This is a genomic window from Rhizobium chutanense (assembly GCF_002531935.1).
Lineage (GTDB): Bacteria > Pseudomonadota > Alphaproteobacteria > Rhizobiales > Rhizobiaceae > Rhizobium > Rhizobium chutanense.
The window spans coordinates 433,027-447,094 of sequence record NZ_NWSV01000001.1 but is presented as its reverse complement, the minus strand read 5'-3'; the positions used below and the strand labels follow the sequence as shown (position 1 = coordinate 447,094).

At 59.8% G+C, this 14,068-nt stretch carries 11 protein-coding genes; 8 read left to right on the top strand and 3 right to left on the bottom strand.

Going from position 1 to position 14,068, the window contains the following annotated elements; translation table 11 throughout:
• Window positions 1-43: 43 nt before the first annotated feature.
• Genes mnmE through CO666_RS02100 form a run of 5 tightly spaced genes read left to right on the top strand, consistent with a single transcriptional unit; the run spans window position 44 to window position 5,672 of the window.
• Window positions 44-1,363 carry a tRNA uridine-5-carboxymethylaminomethyl(34) synthesis GTPase MnmE gene (mnmE, locus tag CO666_RS02120; RefSeq protein ID WP_097610487.1) on the top strand — a complete coding sequence of 440 codons (1,320 nt, stop codon included), beginning with the start codon at window positions 44-46 and terminating at the stop codon, window positions 1,361-1,363.
• A gap of 60 nt (window positions 1,364-1,423) precedes the next feature.
• The gene (gene mnmG / locus CO666_RS02115) at window positions 1,424-3,301 is read left to right on the top strand and encodes a tRNA uridine-5-carboxymethylaminomethyl(34) synthesis enzyme MnmG (RefSeq protein WP_097610572.1); all 1,878 of its coding nucleotides are present in this window, start codon (window positions 1,424-1,426) and stop codon (window positions 3,299-3,301) included.
• 25 nt (window positions 3,302-3,326) lie between these two features.
• Complete coding sequence (gene rsmG, locus CO666_RS02110; protein ID WP_097610486.1) at window positions 3,327-3,944, top strand: 16S rRNA (guanine(527)-N(7))-methyltransferase RsmG; 618 nt, start codon at window positions 3,327-3,329, stop codon at window positions 3,942-3,944.
• Between the two features lie 19 nt (window positions 3,945-3,963).
• Window positions 3,964-4,758 (top strand): ParA family protein, encoded by a 795-nt coding sequence (locus tag CO666_RS02105; protein ID WP_097610485.1) that lies wholly within the window; start codon window positions 3,964-3,966, stop codon window positions 4,756-4,758.
• 32 nt (window positions 4,759-4,790) lie between these two features.
• Window positions 4,791-5,672 carry a ParB/RepB/Spo0J family partition protein gene (locus CO666_RS02100; protein ID WP_097610484.1) on the top strand — a complete coding sequence of 294 codons (882 nt, stop codon included), beginning with the start codon at window positions 4,791-4,793 and terminating at the stop codon, window positions 5,670-5,672.
• A 149-nt stretch (window positions 5,673-5,821) separates the two neighbouring features.
• Here the strand turns inward: CO666_RS02100 and holA are convergent, their stop codons facing one another.
• The 3 genes from holA to leuS are packed head-to-tail and all read right to left on the bottom strand — an operon-like array spanning window position 5,822 to window position 10,014.
• On the bottom strand, window positions 5,822-6,862 hold the full coding sequence (gene holA / locus CO666_RS02095) for a DNA polymerase III subunit delta (RefSeq protein ID WP_097610483.1): 1,041 nt from the start codon (window positions 6,860-6,862) through the stop codon (window positions 5,822-5,824).
• A gap of 10 nt (window positions 6,863-6,872) precedes the next feature.
• Entirely contained in the window at window positions 6,873-7,394 is a 522-nt protein-coding gene (locus CO666_RS02090) for an LPS assembly lipoprotein LptE (protein WP_097610482.1), read from the bottom strand.
• Window positions 7,384-10,014, bottom strand: a complete 2,631-nt coding sequence (gene leuS / locus CO666_RS02085; protein ID WP_097610571.1) for a leucine--tRNA ligase — start codon at window positions 10,012-10,014, stop codon at window positions 7,384-7,386. Before leuS ends, CO666_RS02090 begins: the two co-directional genes overlap by 11 nt.
• Before the next feature lie 203 nt (window positions 10,015-10,217).
• Here leuS and CO666_RS02080 point away from each other — a divergent pair, with 203 nt between their 5' ends.
• The 3 genes from CO666_RS02080 (at window position 10,218) to CO666_RS02070 (ending at window position 14,061) form a co-directional block, all read left to right on the top strand.
• The gene (locus CO666_RS02080) at window positions 10,218-10,877 is read left to right on the top strand and encodes a YggS family pyridoxal phosphate-dependent enzyme (RefSeq protein WP_097610570.1); all 660 of its coding nucleotides are present in this window, start codon (window positions 10,218-10,220) and stop codon (window positions 10,875-10,877) included.
• 82 nt (window positions 10,878-10,959) lie between these two features.
• Window positions 10,960-12,870: a propionyl-CoA synthetase gene (locus CO666_RS02075; RefSeq protein ID WP_097610481.1), complete on the top strand. Its 1,911-nt coding sequence runs from the start codon at window positions 10,960-10,962 to the stop codon at window positions 12,868-12,870.
• A gap of 255 nt (window positions 12,871-13,125) precedes the next feature.
• Window positions 13,126-14,061 (top strand): flagellin N-terminal helical domain-containing protein, encoded by a 936-nt coding sequence (locus tag CO666_RS02070; protein WP_097610480.1) that lies wholly within the window; start codon window positions 13,126-13,128, stop codon window positions 14,059-14,061.
• Window positions 14,062-14,068 lie beyond the last annotated feature (7 nt).

The window sequence follows — 14,068 nt, the reverse complement described above, 5'->3', positions numbered from 1 at the left end:
TTTGAGAGGGATTGATTCGGATCCCGACCACGGACCTGTCGATATGGCCATGTTGACTGATACCATATTTGCGCTGTCGAGCGGCTCGCCGCCCTCGGGCGTCTCGATCGTTCGCATCAGCGGCCCGTTGACCCGGGATCTGCTGATCAGGCTTGTCGGATCGGTGCCGGCAGACCGCCTCGCTTCCTACAGAACGATTCGGACTCGTAACAACCAGCCGATCGACAATGGCCTGGTGCTGTTTTTTCCGGCGCCGAATTCGTTTACCGGCGAGGATGTCGCCGAATTGCAGATTCACGGCAGCCGGGCGGCGCTGGCGGCACTGTTTCACGCGCTTGGCGAAGTTCCAGGTGTGCGGATGGCGGTCGAGGGTGAGTTCTCGCGTCGGGCTTTTGAAAACGGCAAGCTTGATCTCGTCGAGGTCGAAGGGTTGGCGGATTTGATCGGCGCCGAAACCGAGATGCAGCGGCGTCTTGCGATCGAGCAGAGCGCCGGCGGGCTTTCCGCCATTTACGATTCGTGGGCGGAACGATTGACGCGGGCTCGGGCGCTGATCGAGGCGGAGCTTGATTTTCCCGACGAGGACGACGTTCCCGGTTCGGTGTCGGACATGGTCTGGATCGATATGGGAAAGCTTCGCAGCGAAATCGAAGAACACTTGGCTGCGGCTTCGGCCGGCGAGATCATCAGGGATGGTTTCAAGGTTGTCATCGCCGGGGCGCCGAATGCGGGGAAATCGAGCCTGTTGAATGCCCTGACCCGTCGCGACGTGGCGATCGTGACGGAGATCGCTGGAACCACCCGCGATGTTTTGCAGGTCGATCTCGATATTGACGGTTATCTCATCAAACTTTACGACACGGCCGGCCTCCGCGAGGCAGATGACCGGGTCGAGATAGAAGGCGTACGTCGCGCGCGTGTGGCGCTGCGAGATGCCGACCTTGTTCTGCTGCTGGTCGACATGGCAAATCCCGTGGTCCCCGACGACTTGGACCAGGCTTCTCCGCATGTTACTGTCGGCACGAAGAAGGATCTCGTCGAGATCATCTCGGATCAATATGATCTGCAGATTTCGACGGCGACGGGTGACGGATTGCCCGAATTGCGCCGGTTGATCGGCACTATTGTCGCCGAACGTTTCGGCGGTCTGTCGATGGCGATCCCGAGTCGCAACCGGCATAAAGATTCGCTAGCGAAATGTTTATTGGCGCTGGACGCGGCGATTTCGCAAATAGATGTGAACCTCGAATTGCGAACCGAGCAGTTGCGCGTAGCCGCCGAGTTCTTGGGAAGGATTACCGGGCGGTTTGATGTCGAGCAGTTGCTCGGTGTGATCTTCTCGGAGTTTTGTATTGGCAAATGATTCACGTGAAACCATGAGCCTCCGGTTTCACGTGAAACCTCTGCTTCAATGGAGTTGGATATGACGGATAATGTCTACGATGTGATTGTCATCGGCGGCGGCCACGCGGGTTCGGAAGCTGCCAATGCCGCTGCGCGCCTCGGTGCGAAAACCGCCCTGGTGACGCATAGGCGGGATACGATCGGCGTCATGTCCTGCAATCCGGCGATCGGTGGGCTCGGCAAAGGTCATCTGGTTCGTGAGATCGATGCCATGGATGGACTGATGGGTCGTGTTGCCGACGCCGCGGGCATTCAGTTCCGGATGCTGAACAAGAAAAAGGGCGCTGCGGTCCGTGGTCCGCGGACGCAGGCCGACCGAAAACTCTATCGCCTGGCCATGCTGGCGGCGATCGAAGCGACAGCCGACCTGGATATTGTCGAGGGCGATGCGTTTGATCTGGATATTGCCGATGGACGGGTCACCGGCGTTGTGATGAAGGACGGCCGGACTTTGAGGGCGCCGGCGGTGGTTTTAACCACCGGCACCTTCCTGCGCGGGCTCATCCACATCGGTTCGGAAAAGACACCGGCCGGCCGCGTTGGCGAGGCCCCTTCGCTCGGATTGTCTGCCACCTTGGCCCGACTCGGGCTGCAGCTCGGGCGTTTGAAAACCGGAACGCCGGCGCGGCTGGATGGCAGGACGATCGACTGGCAATCCGTGGGTAGGCAGGGCGCCGACGCAGAACTCGTTCCCTTCTCGTTTATGACCGACGCAATCACAACCCCGCAGATCGAGTGTGGGGTCACCAGGACGACCGAAGCGACGCACCGAATCATTGTCGACAACATCATGCGATCGGCCATGTATTCCGGCCAGATCGAAGGGGTCGGGCCGCGTTATTGCCCATCGATCGAGGATAAGCTGGTCAAGTTTGGCGAGCGCGACGGGCACCAGGTCTTCTTGGAACCGGAGGGGCTCGACGATAACACCGTCTATCCGAACGGGATCTCTACCTCTCTGCCTGCGGAGGTCCAAGCAGCGTTTATCAAGACGATCCCCGGGCTCGAACAGGCAAGGATTCTCCAACCGGGTTATGCGATCGAATATGACCATGTCGACCCGCGCGAGCTGACACCGTCACTGGAGGTCAAGCGGTTGAAAGGCCTATTCCTCGCCGGCCAGATCAACGGCACCACCGGCTATGAAGAGGCGGCGGCCCAGGGCCTGGCGGCCGGACTGAATGCTGCATTGCGAAGCAGCGATTCGGACCCGTTCCATTTTAGCCGCACCAATTCCTATATCGGGGTGATGATCGACGATTTGACATCGCGCGGCGTTACGGAGCCGTACCGAATGTTTACGTCGCGTGCCGAATATCGTCTGACTCTTCGTGCTGACAACGCCGATATGCGCCTGACGCCGTTGGCGGTGCGGCTGGGCTGCATCAGCGGCGAACGGGTCCGGCGCTTCACCGCCTATCAGACGGAGATCGACGCCGGCCGCGCGCTGTTGACGTCGCTGGCCGTGACGCCAAACGAGGCGCGACGCGCCGGCTTGAATATCAATCTGGATGGCCAGCGCCGAACGGCCTATGATCTGTTGTCCTATCCAAATTATGATTTTGTTGCACTTCGGCAGGTTTGGCCGGAAACCCTTGCCACGATCACGCCGAAAGTTGCAGAGGCACTGGAAATCGAAGCAGGTTATTCGGTCTACCTGGATAGACAGGCGTCCGCCATTGCCGATCAACAGCGCGACGAAGAACGGCAGATTCCGGCCGATTTCAACTACGGCGCCCTCTCCGGTCTGTCGAACGAGCTCAAGGCGAAACTAAATGTGCTGCGGCCCTTCAATATTGCCCAAGCTGCTATTGTCGAGGGCATGACGCCGGCAGCCATCGCGCTGCTGCTTGTGCATCTGCGTCGAGTGAATTCTTCCGAACGTCACAGCGCCTGATTACGAGAATTGAGAGTCTTTCAGAATGGAATTAAACGGCTTACGTGTTTCACGTGAAACACAGGATCGGCTCCAACACTTTGCAACGCTCTTTCAGAAGTGGGCCAAAACGATCAACCTGGTGGCGCCCTCAACGCTCGACGATCTGTGGCGCCGGCATATCGCCGATAGCAGCCAGATTTTTCAGATCCATCCGCAGCCGATTACCTGGGTCGATCTTGGAAGTGGCGGTGGTTTCCCTGGGGTGATCACGGCGATCTATCTGGCCGAATTGCAAGATGGATGGGTGCACCTGGTGGAGAGCAATCATAAAAAAGCAGCGTTTCTGCGGACAGCGCTACGCGAGACCAACGCGCGCGGCAGTGTGCATGCCATTCGAATTGAAGACGCACCTGCCGAGATCGGCGGATGCGACGCGATCTCCGCCCGAGCCCTGGCCGATCTCGACGGACTGATCGGCTATTCAGCCGCTTGGATGCTTGGCAAAGAAAATTGTCGTGGCTTTTTTCATAAAGGCCGGGATTACCTGAGGGAAATCGACAAAGCACGTGGTCGGTGGGAATTCGATCTGTTAGAACATAAGAGCGCCGTCGAGCAGGAATCTGTTATTTTGGAAATATCAAATCTCCGGCGCTTGGTTTAACAGATCGGATATTGCTGCAATGGCTGGCGAACGAAACCGGATAATCACCATCGCAAATCAGAAGGGCGGCGTTGGTAAAACCACCACCGCAATCAATTTGGCAACGGCCCTTGCCGCTATCGGTGAGCGTGTCTTGATCGTCGATCTCGATCCGCAGGGCAATGCCAGCACCGGCCTCGGCATCGATCGTCGTGATCGGAAACTCTCCTCTTACGATCTGATGGTGGGAGAGCGTAGCGTCAGCGACGTCACTCTCGAAACAGCGGTGCCCAATCTCTTCATCGTTCCTTCGACGATGGATCTGCTCGGCATCGAGATGGAGATTTCGCAACAGAGCGACCGGGTGTTCAAATTGCGCAAGGCGCTGTCGTCACCTGAGGCAATGACGTTTTCCTATATTCTTCTGGATTGCCCGCCGTCGTTCAATCTGTTGACGATGAATGCCATGGCGGCAGCGCATTCGGTGTTGGTGCCGCTGCAATGTGAATTCTTCGCCTTGGAAGGGCTGAGCCAGCTGCTGGAGACCGTCAGTCAGGTTCGTCGGACGGTTAATCCGCGGCTGGACATTCAGGGCATCGTGCTGACGATGTTCGATGCGCGCAACAATCTTGCCCAGCAGGTGGTCAATGATGTGCGCACGCATCTTGGCGAAAAGGTTTATCATACGTTAATTCCGCGCAATGTCCGGGTTTCCGAGGCACCCTCCTATGGCAAGCCGGCTATTCTTTATGATTTGAAATGCGCGGGCAGCCAGGCCTATCTGCAGCTGGCCTCCGAGGTCATCCAAAGGGAACGCCAAAGGCTGGCCGCGTAATTTTATATCAGGGGCGTAGGTGAGTGTAGATCATGAATGACGATGTATCGAAGAGGCGATTGGGCCGCGGCCTTGCGGCGCTGATTGGGGAAATGGATCAGCCTGTGCCGGTCGAAGCTGAGCGCACTGTCAGTGCCGACAGAATGATCCCGATCGAGTTCGTCAGCCGCAACCCCCGCAATCCCCGTCGTTTCTTTGATGACGCCGAGCTGCACGATCTTGCAAGTTCTATTCGTCAGCACGGGATCGTGCAGCCGATCGTCGTGCGGACGATGGACCGGGATCGATACGAAATCATTGCCGGCGAACGTCGCTGGCGGGCAGCCCAGCTGGCTGGCTTGATCGAGATTCCGGTCATTATCCGTGACGTCGATGACAAGACGGCGTTGGAAATCGCCATCGTCGAAAACGTCCAGCGGGCGGATCTCAATGCTCTTGAAGAAGCTCTGGGTTATGAGCAGCTTATTGCCGAATATGGCTATACACAGAATGACCTCGGCGAAATTATCGGCAAAAGCCGCAGCCATGTCGCCAACTCCCTGCGGCTGCTGAAGCTGCCCGATCCGGTGCGCGACTTGCTTGCGGCCGGCAGCCTGTCGGCTGGTCATGCCCGCGCGCTTGTGTCCACCTCCGATCCGGCCAGCCTTGCCCGTACGATCGTTGCCAAGGGCATGTCGGTTCGCGATGCGGAAAAGCTGGCGCAAAACAATATCAAGGCGCAATCGGAGCAGCAGCAGCCGGCGTTGCGGCGCGATCAGAAGGATTCCGACACCCTGGCTTTGGAGCGGACACTTTCCGATGCGCTCGGCCTGGATGTTTCGATCAATCATAAGACGAGCGGCGGCCAGATCAAAATTTCGTACAAATCGCTTGAGCAGCTCGAGGAAATTTGCCGCTTGCTGGAGAGACGCTAGCTCCAGCGCCTCCCATCAAACCTGTTCGCACCACTCGCTTTGCTCTTTGTTTTCCGCATGCCATTGGCCCGGAAGCGTGCACCCTTCTATGCATAAGAACGGTGTTATCCAACTGATTCACACCGTCCCGCCCACTCCCGGTAGGTTGATCAGGCGGATTTACGACCGGATTGAAGGGTGGTGGAGAGCAGCGTCTGCATGGCAACGCTGTCTTCCAGCACCTGCCGCCGCCGGCTTTGCAGAATCGCGGCCTGCAGACGATTGGATTCACGGGCGATGCTCTCCGCGGTCCAATGCCGCAGGGCCTGTTCGATGATTGGCTTGCGGCGGAAATGCAGATGGCGACCCATCGTCTGCATGACTTGCGGCGCCTGCAGGCGTTTTTCTTCCATTTCGGCGCGCATGGTATCGAGAAGCTGAAACTGCTTCAGGCATGCCTGCAGCACGAGAAAGATCGCGGTTTTTGAGCTGCTGATCTTCTGCATGGCGTGCAGAAAGCCGTTGAGATCGCCACTCAGGATGGCGTCAACGGCATCGTCGACCGAGATCGCGCTGGCGTCACCGATTATTTCGGTAACGTGATGTTCTTCGACTGTCGGGAAGCCGCGACAATAGAGGGCAAGTTTCCGCACCTCGTTGCGAGACGCGATGCGGTCGCCGCCGATCAGTGCGACCAGCGCCTGTCGCGCCGCCGGCGTGATGCCGAGCTTTTCGGCGCCAAGCTCGGTGTCGATCAAGGCATTCAGGGCGCGGCTGTCATCGGCGTAAGACGGGATCGTCATGATCGATCGCGCGGTCTCGGCCGTCTTGCGAAGCAGCGAGCCCTTCTTCAAGTCGCCGGCTTCCACGATCAGATGGGCGGCTTCTAGCGGCTTTTCGGCGAGAAGCGCCAGGGGATCGACAAGATATTTTTCATTGGCGGCGCCGCGGATCCAGATCAATTTCTCACCGCCGAACAGTCCGATTGACTGAGCTTCGTCGACCAATCGTCCGGGATCCTTCTGCAGATCGCCGATATCGAGTTTGGTCAGCGAGAAGGGATCATCGAGGGCAACACCGGTCTTGCCGGCAAGCAGACCGGCACGTTCGGACACCAGGCCGCGGTCAGGCCCGTAAATGACGAAGATCCGATAATTCCCAGCCGATTTCTGCAGGAAGGTTTCGAATTCGTGGGATTTTATCTCTGCCACATCTCCGCCCTCAGCGGCTGAGGGCGGCGGCGATATCGGCTCCTACGAATTCCGCCGCCTGATCCGCCGCACGGTTTTCCGCATCGCGGATCGCCCTTTGCTTGGCGAATTCCTGTTCGGGGAAATCCACCAGCGATGTCACCTGGCGGCTGCCAGCCTTGATGACATGGCCGTCGGTCGTGGCGCTCAGCGTGTAGGCGACATTGACGGTGACACGGCCGGCTTTCGATGTATCGTCGGATTCCTGGAGCAGTGTGCTGGCAACGCTCGAGGTGGCGTGCATCTCGACCCGATATTGGGGATTTACCGCTTCGCCCGCACCGCGGGAAGCAAGGAAGATCAGGCGATTGCGCACCTGCTGTTCGACCCGGCTGCTCGCCTCGGAAAAGCCGACCGCGGAAAGCTTCTCAACGACACCCGAGCTTTCCGAGTAGAGCGGCCGGACCTGGCAGGCAGAGAGAAAGGCCGCAGCAGCAAGGATCATGGCGACGCCGGCATTGCGGGCCGGCTTGCAAGCGATATCAGACGACAATGTTCACAATCCTTTGGGGAACCACGATGATCTTCTTCGGTGACTGTCCGTTCAGCGCGTTCTTCACCGCATCCAGATCCAGCACGGCGTCGGTGACGGCATTCTGATCTGCATCGCGAGAAATTGTCAATTCAGCGCGTTTCTTGCCGTTGATCTGGACGGGCAGGACGACATCATTCTCGATGACGAGCGTTTCGTGGTATCGCGGCCAGTCGGTCCGGGCAAGCAGCCCTTGATTGCCGAGTGCCGTCCAGCATTCCTCCGCCAGATGCGGCGTCATCGGCGCGACCAGCTGGATCAGGATCTCGGCGGCATCACGCACGGCCGCGCGATAGGTGACATCCCCCTGGCCCGCCGCAACCCTGGTCATCGGCGCGGCCAGTGCGTTCACCAGTTCGTAGATTCGGGCGACGGCCTTGTTGAACCAGAGCTTGTCATAGTCGTTCTGGACGGCCTTCAGCGTCTTGTGGGCAGCCTGCGAGATCGACAGTGCCTCGCCGTCGGTGGCGGGCGCCGGCGTTACTGCAGCGAGTGCGTCAGCTGCCTCCGATATCAGACGCCACAGGCGCTGGGTGAAGCGATGGGCGCCTTCGACGCCGGCCTCGGACCAGATGACGTCGCGCTCCGGCGGTGAGTCCGACAGAACGAAGAATCGGGCGGTATCGGCACCGTAGGAGGCAATGATGTCATCGGGATCGACGACGTTCTTTTTCGACTTCGACATTTTCTCGATCGAGCCGATCGCAACTTCCTCATTGCTCGACAGCAGGAAGGCCCGACGTTTGCCGTCGATCTCGTCGATACGGATATCGGCGGGTGCTACCCATTCGCGGCCGGCCCCGGTGCTGCGGCTATAGGTTTCATGGACCACCATGCCTTGGGTGAAGAGACCCTTGAAGGGTTCGGTGGCGGCGACATGGCCGGTCTCGCGCATGGCGCGGGTGAAGAAGCGGGAATAGAGCAGATGCAGGATGGCATGCTCGATGCCGCCGATATACTGATCGACCGGCAGCCAACGGTTAGCCGCCTCAGGATCGGTCGGCCTCCCCTCCCAGGGGGCGGTGAAGCGGGTGAAATACCAGCTCGAATCGACGAAGGTGTCCATCGTATCCGTCTCGCGGCGGGCGTCCTTGCCGCAGTTCGGGCAGGAGACGTGCCGCCAGGTCGGATGACGGTCGAGCGGATTGCCGGGCTGGTCGAAGGTGACGTCATCGGGCAGTTTGACCGGCAGGTCTTTCTTGGGCACCGGCACGACGCCGCAATCGTCGCAATGGATGACCGGGATCGGGCAGCCCCAATAACGCTGCCGGGAAATACCCCAGTCGCGCAGACGAAAATTGACCTTGCGTTCGCCCTGCGGCGCATTGCCGAGCGAAGCGGCCGACAGCCGGTCGGCAACGATGTTGAAGGCCTCCTCCGTCGTCTTGCCGTCGAGGAAGCGCGAATTGATCATCACGCCCTCGCCGTCATAGGCGGTGTCGCCAACGGCAAAGCTTGCCGCATCCCCGTCTCTCGGCATGACGACGGCGACGACCGGCAGATCGTATTTCCGGGCGAAATCAAGGTCGCGCTGATCGCCGGAGGGGCAGCCGAAGATTGCGCCCGTGCCGTAATCCATCAGCACGAAATTGGCGATATAGACGGGCAGTTCCCAGGAGGGATCAAGCGGATGCCTGACGCGGATGCCGGTATCCATGCCCTTCTTTTCGGCGGTCTCGAGCGCTGCCAGCGAGGTGCCGGCACGGCGGCACTCCTCGCAGAAGGCTTCGATATCAACGCTCTTCGCTGCAGCATCCTTTGCCAGCGGGTGATCGGCTGAGATCGCCAGGAAAGAGGCGCCGAAGAGCGTGTCCGGCCGGGTTGTGTAAACCGTGACTTCGGTTTCGCCCGCAGGCGCCGTTTCCGGCACGATCTCCCAGCGGATCGTCAGGCCTTCGGAGCGGCCGATCCAGTTCTTCTGCATCAGGCGCACTTTTTCCGGCCACTGGTCGAGCGTATCCAGTGCGTCGAGCAGATCCTGGCTGAAATCGGTGATCTTGAAGAACCATTGCGTCAGTTCACGCTGTTCGACCAAGGCGCCGGACCGCCAGCCGCGGCCGTCGATCACCTGTTCGTTGGCGAGCACGGTATTGTCGACGGGATCCCAGTTGACTTTCGACTGCTTGCGGTAGACCAGTCCCTTCTCCAGGAAATCCAGGAAGAGATGCTGCTGGTGCTGGTAATATTCGACGTCGCAGGTGGCGAGCTCGCGGCTCCAGTCCAGCGAAAGCCCCATGGCCTTCAGCTGCGCCTTCATCGAGCCGATGTTCTGGTAGGTCCAGGAGGCGGGATGCACGCCGCGCTCCATGGCGGCGTTCTCCGCCGGCATGCCGAAGGCGTCCCAGCCCATCGGATGCAGCACGTTGTAGCCGCGAGCGCGCTTGTAGCGGGCGACGACATCGCCCATGGCGTAGTTGCGGACATGGCCCATATGGATGCGCCCCGAGGGATAGGGGAACATTTCGAGGACGTAATATTTTTCGCGCGGATCTGAATTGTCGGTCTCGAAGACCTTGTCTTCGTTCCATTTCTGCTGCCAGCGGGGCTCGGCGTCGCGCGGATTATAACGTTCGGTGGCCATGGTATTCGAATTCCGGAAAATCAATGGGGAGGTTGGTCGAGACCTTCACCATGAAACCAGGGTAGCGTCAAGTTTTGCGAGCCGCCGCAAGCGCCCGATCTTCATCCCGGCCGGGCGATTTCGCGGCAGCGGGTCTTGGCAAGCACAGAATGGCTGGCTAGTTCATTGCCATTACTCTCATGCGGAAATGTCGAGGCAGAATGATGGAACTTCAAGAGCGCTTGGATGACGTGCGGTCGCGGATTGCCGCCGGGGAACGCCTGGCGGGTCGTCCGGCCGGTTCCGTTCGGCTGGTCGCGGTATCGAAGACCTTTGAGGCGGAGGCGATCCGTCCGGCCATCGACGCCGGCCAGCGCATCTTCGGCGAGAACCGGGTGCAGGAAAGCCAGGGCAAGTGGCCTGATCTGAAAGCCGAGCAGCCGGATATCGAATTGCATCTGATCGGACCGCTGCAATCGAACAAGGCGGCGGATGCGGTGGCGCTTTTCGATGTCATCGAGACGGTGGACCGGGAAAAGATCGCCCGCGCGCTAGCCGAGGAGATGAAGCGGCAAGGCAGGACGACGCGGCTCTACATCCAGGTCAATACCGGGCTCGAGCCGCAGAAGGCCGGTATCGCTCCTGACGACACGCCTGCTTTCGTCGCCCTCTGCCGCGACGAGCTTGGCCTTTCCATCGAGGGTTTGATGTGCATTCCGCCGGCGGAGGAAAATCCCGGGCCGCATTTCGCCCTGCTGGCGAAGCTTGCGTTGAAATGCGGCCTCGAAAAACTGTCCATGGGTATGTCGGGCGATTACGAGACGGCGATCGCCTTCGGCGCCACCAGCGTGCGGGTCGGATCGGCGATTTTCGGCGCGCGCTGATACCTGCTTTGGTCGGGCTTCCTGTTTCCCTTCCCTCCGCCTAGATTAACATCGAGGTTTGCAATGTCCTGGGGAGGAGCAGATGCAGAACTGTTATCATCAGGTCTATGCGGCCTGGAAGCGCGATCCCGAGGCCTTCTGGCGCGACGCAGCCGCCGATATCGACTGGTTCAAACCGCCGGAGCGGATTTTTTCGCCGGATGCCAGCGTCTATGGCCGCTGGTTCGAGGGGGCGGAAACCAATAGCTGCCACAATTGTCTGGACCGGCATGTCACCGCCGGGCGCGGCGGCGAGACGGCGATCATCTTCGACAGCGCAATGACCGGCGAGAAGCGCCGTTTCACCTATGGCGAGGCGCTCGGCGAGGTGAAGGCCATCGCCGCGACGCTCGTTGATCTCGGCATCGGCAGAGGCGATCGTGTGATCCTCTATATGCCGATGGTGCCACAGGCGGTGTTTTCGATGCTTGCCTGCGCCCGCATCGGCGCGGTTCACTCCGTCGTCTTCGGTGGCTTTGCCACCAGCGAACTTGCTGCCCGCATCGACGATTGTGCGGCGAAGCTGGTGATCACCGCGAGCTGCGGGCTCGAGCCCGGCCGCATCGTCGCCTACAAGCCTCTGGTCGACCAGGCAATCGAGATCGCGCGTTCGAAGCCGGAGCACTGCCTGGTGCTGCAGCGGCCGGAGCTTCGCGCCGATCTCGTCAGCGGCCGCGATCAGGATTTCGAGGCCGCGGTGGCGCAGCATCGCGACGCCGAGGTCGCCTGCGTCTCGGTCAAAGCGACCGATCCGCTCTACATTCTCTACACCTCCGGCACCACGGGCCAGCCGAAGGGCGTCGTGCGCGATAATGGCGGCCATATGGTCGCGCTCAACTGGTCGATGCGGAACATTTACGGCCTGAAGCCGGGCGAAGTTTTCTGGACGGCGTCGGATATCGGCTGGGTCGTCGGCCATTCCTATATCGTTTATGCCCCGCTGATCGCAGGGGTGACCACCCTGATCTTCGAGGGAAAACCTGTGGGCACTCCGGATGCCGGCACCTTCTGGCGGATCGTTTCGGAGTATCACGTGCGTGTGCTCTTCACGGCACCGACCGCATTCCGCGCCATCCGTCGCGAGGATGGCGACGGTGAACTGATACGCAAATATCCGATGCCGGATTTCCGGGCGCTGTTTCTCGCCGGCGAAAGGGCGGATCCGGAGACGTTGAAATGGGCGGAGCGCATGCTCGGCGTGCCCGTTATCGATCACTGGTGGCAGACGGAGACCGGCTGGCCGATCGCCGCCAATCCGCTCGGTCTTGGCGCCCTTCCCGTCAAGCACGGTTCGCCGACGCTGCCCATGCCCGGTTACGAGATTACCGTGCTCGACGATGCCGGCCATCCGATCGAGGCGGGAACGCTCGGCAATATCGTCGTGAAGCTGCCGCTGCCGCCCGGCTGTCTGCCGACCCTTTGGAACGCGGACGATCGTTTCCGCTCGGCCTATCTCGACGAGTTTCCCGGTTACTACAAGACGGCCGACGCCGGCTATGTCGACGGGGACGGCTACCTCTTCATCATGTCGCGCACCGACGACATCATCAATTGCGCCGGTCATCGGCTCTCGACCGGAGCGATGGAGGAGGTCTGCGCGCGCCATCCCGATGTTGCCGAATGCGCGGTCATCGGTGTGAACGATGTGCTGAAAGGACAGGCGCCATGCGGTTTCCTGGTGCTGAAACGACATGTTTCCCGTGAAACGGCGGTGATCGAATCAGAGGTCGTGGCGATGATTCGCGAATCGATCGGCCCTGTCGCCGCCTTCAAAACGGCCATCACCGTTAACCGATTGCCGAAAACGCGCTCGGGGAAAATCCTGCGCGGCACGATGCAGAAAATCGCCGATGGAATACCCTGGAAAATGCCTGCAACCATTGATGATCCGGCGATTTTGGAAGAGATCGCCGAGGCGCTGCGCAAGCGCGGTTTCGGCTCTCTGCCGATGTGAAATTAAACTTTCGATAAGCCTAATTGAGAAATTGTTAACTATGTTGCGCAAGGGTTTGTTAACGGCAATGGCTTGCATGGCAGGCTTTGCATGACGCGGTCGCCGTTACCGGCCTACTGCATGGTTCTTTAAATCGGAATCGATTTAAGGGCGAAATTATGCAGCAGTTGAAGTGCTACGGCGTCCTTTGCGCGTCCGAAAGAGGCGCGACGCTGTAGTCCGGAATGCCCTTTCTCGAAGATTGTGGAACGGATCATGACAAGCATCCTTACCAACAACGCTGCCATGGCAGCGCTGCAGACTTTGCGCGGCGTAAATGACGGTCTCAAGGACACCCAGGGTCGCGTTTCCTCGGGTTATCGTGTCGAAAAGGCGGCCGACAATGCGGCTTACTGGTCGATCGCAACGATCATGCGTTCTGACAATCAGGCGCTTTCGGCCGTCTCCGATGCCCTCGGCCTCGGAGCCGCCAAGGTCGACACGGCCTATTCGGCCATGTCAAGCGCGATTGATGTGGTCAGCGAAATCAAAGCCAAGATCGTCGCCGCCACCGAAAAGGGCGTCGACAAGACGAAGATCCAGCAGGAACTCGATCAGTTGCAGGAGCAGCTGCTCAGCATTGCCCAATCGGCGTCCTTCTCCGGCGAAAACTGGGTCGCCGGCGCTTCCGGTACGAAGAGCGTCGTCTCGTCCTTCGTCCGCGATGGCAGCAATGCCGTCTCGGTCAAGATGACGGACTACGTGCTCGATTCAGGCACGCTTGGAAACGTGCTCTTCGGCATGACCAGCACCGGTGCGATCGAGACATCAAGCGGCATCATCGGCACGGCCTTCAACGGAACCTATGGCGGCAGCGTCATCGTCATGGCCTCGATCTACGATCTTGATATTACCGGTTTCACCCAGGGCCAGCTCGATGGCGCCTTGACGGGTGTCGAACTGGTTCTCGGCGCCATGACCGCTGCCGGCTCGGCGCTCGGTTCGATCTCGACCCGGATCCAGCTGCAGGAAAATTTCGTCAGCGGTCTTCACGATTCGATCGACTCCGGCGTCGGCCGCCTCGTCGATGCCGATATGGAGGAGGAATCGAGCAAGCTCTCGGCGTTGCAGACACAGCAGCAGCTTGCGGTCCAGTCGCTCTCGATCGCCAACAGCTCGGCGCAGAACATTCTCACCCTGTTCCGCAGTTAATGCAGGT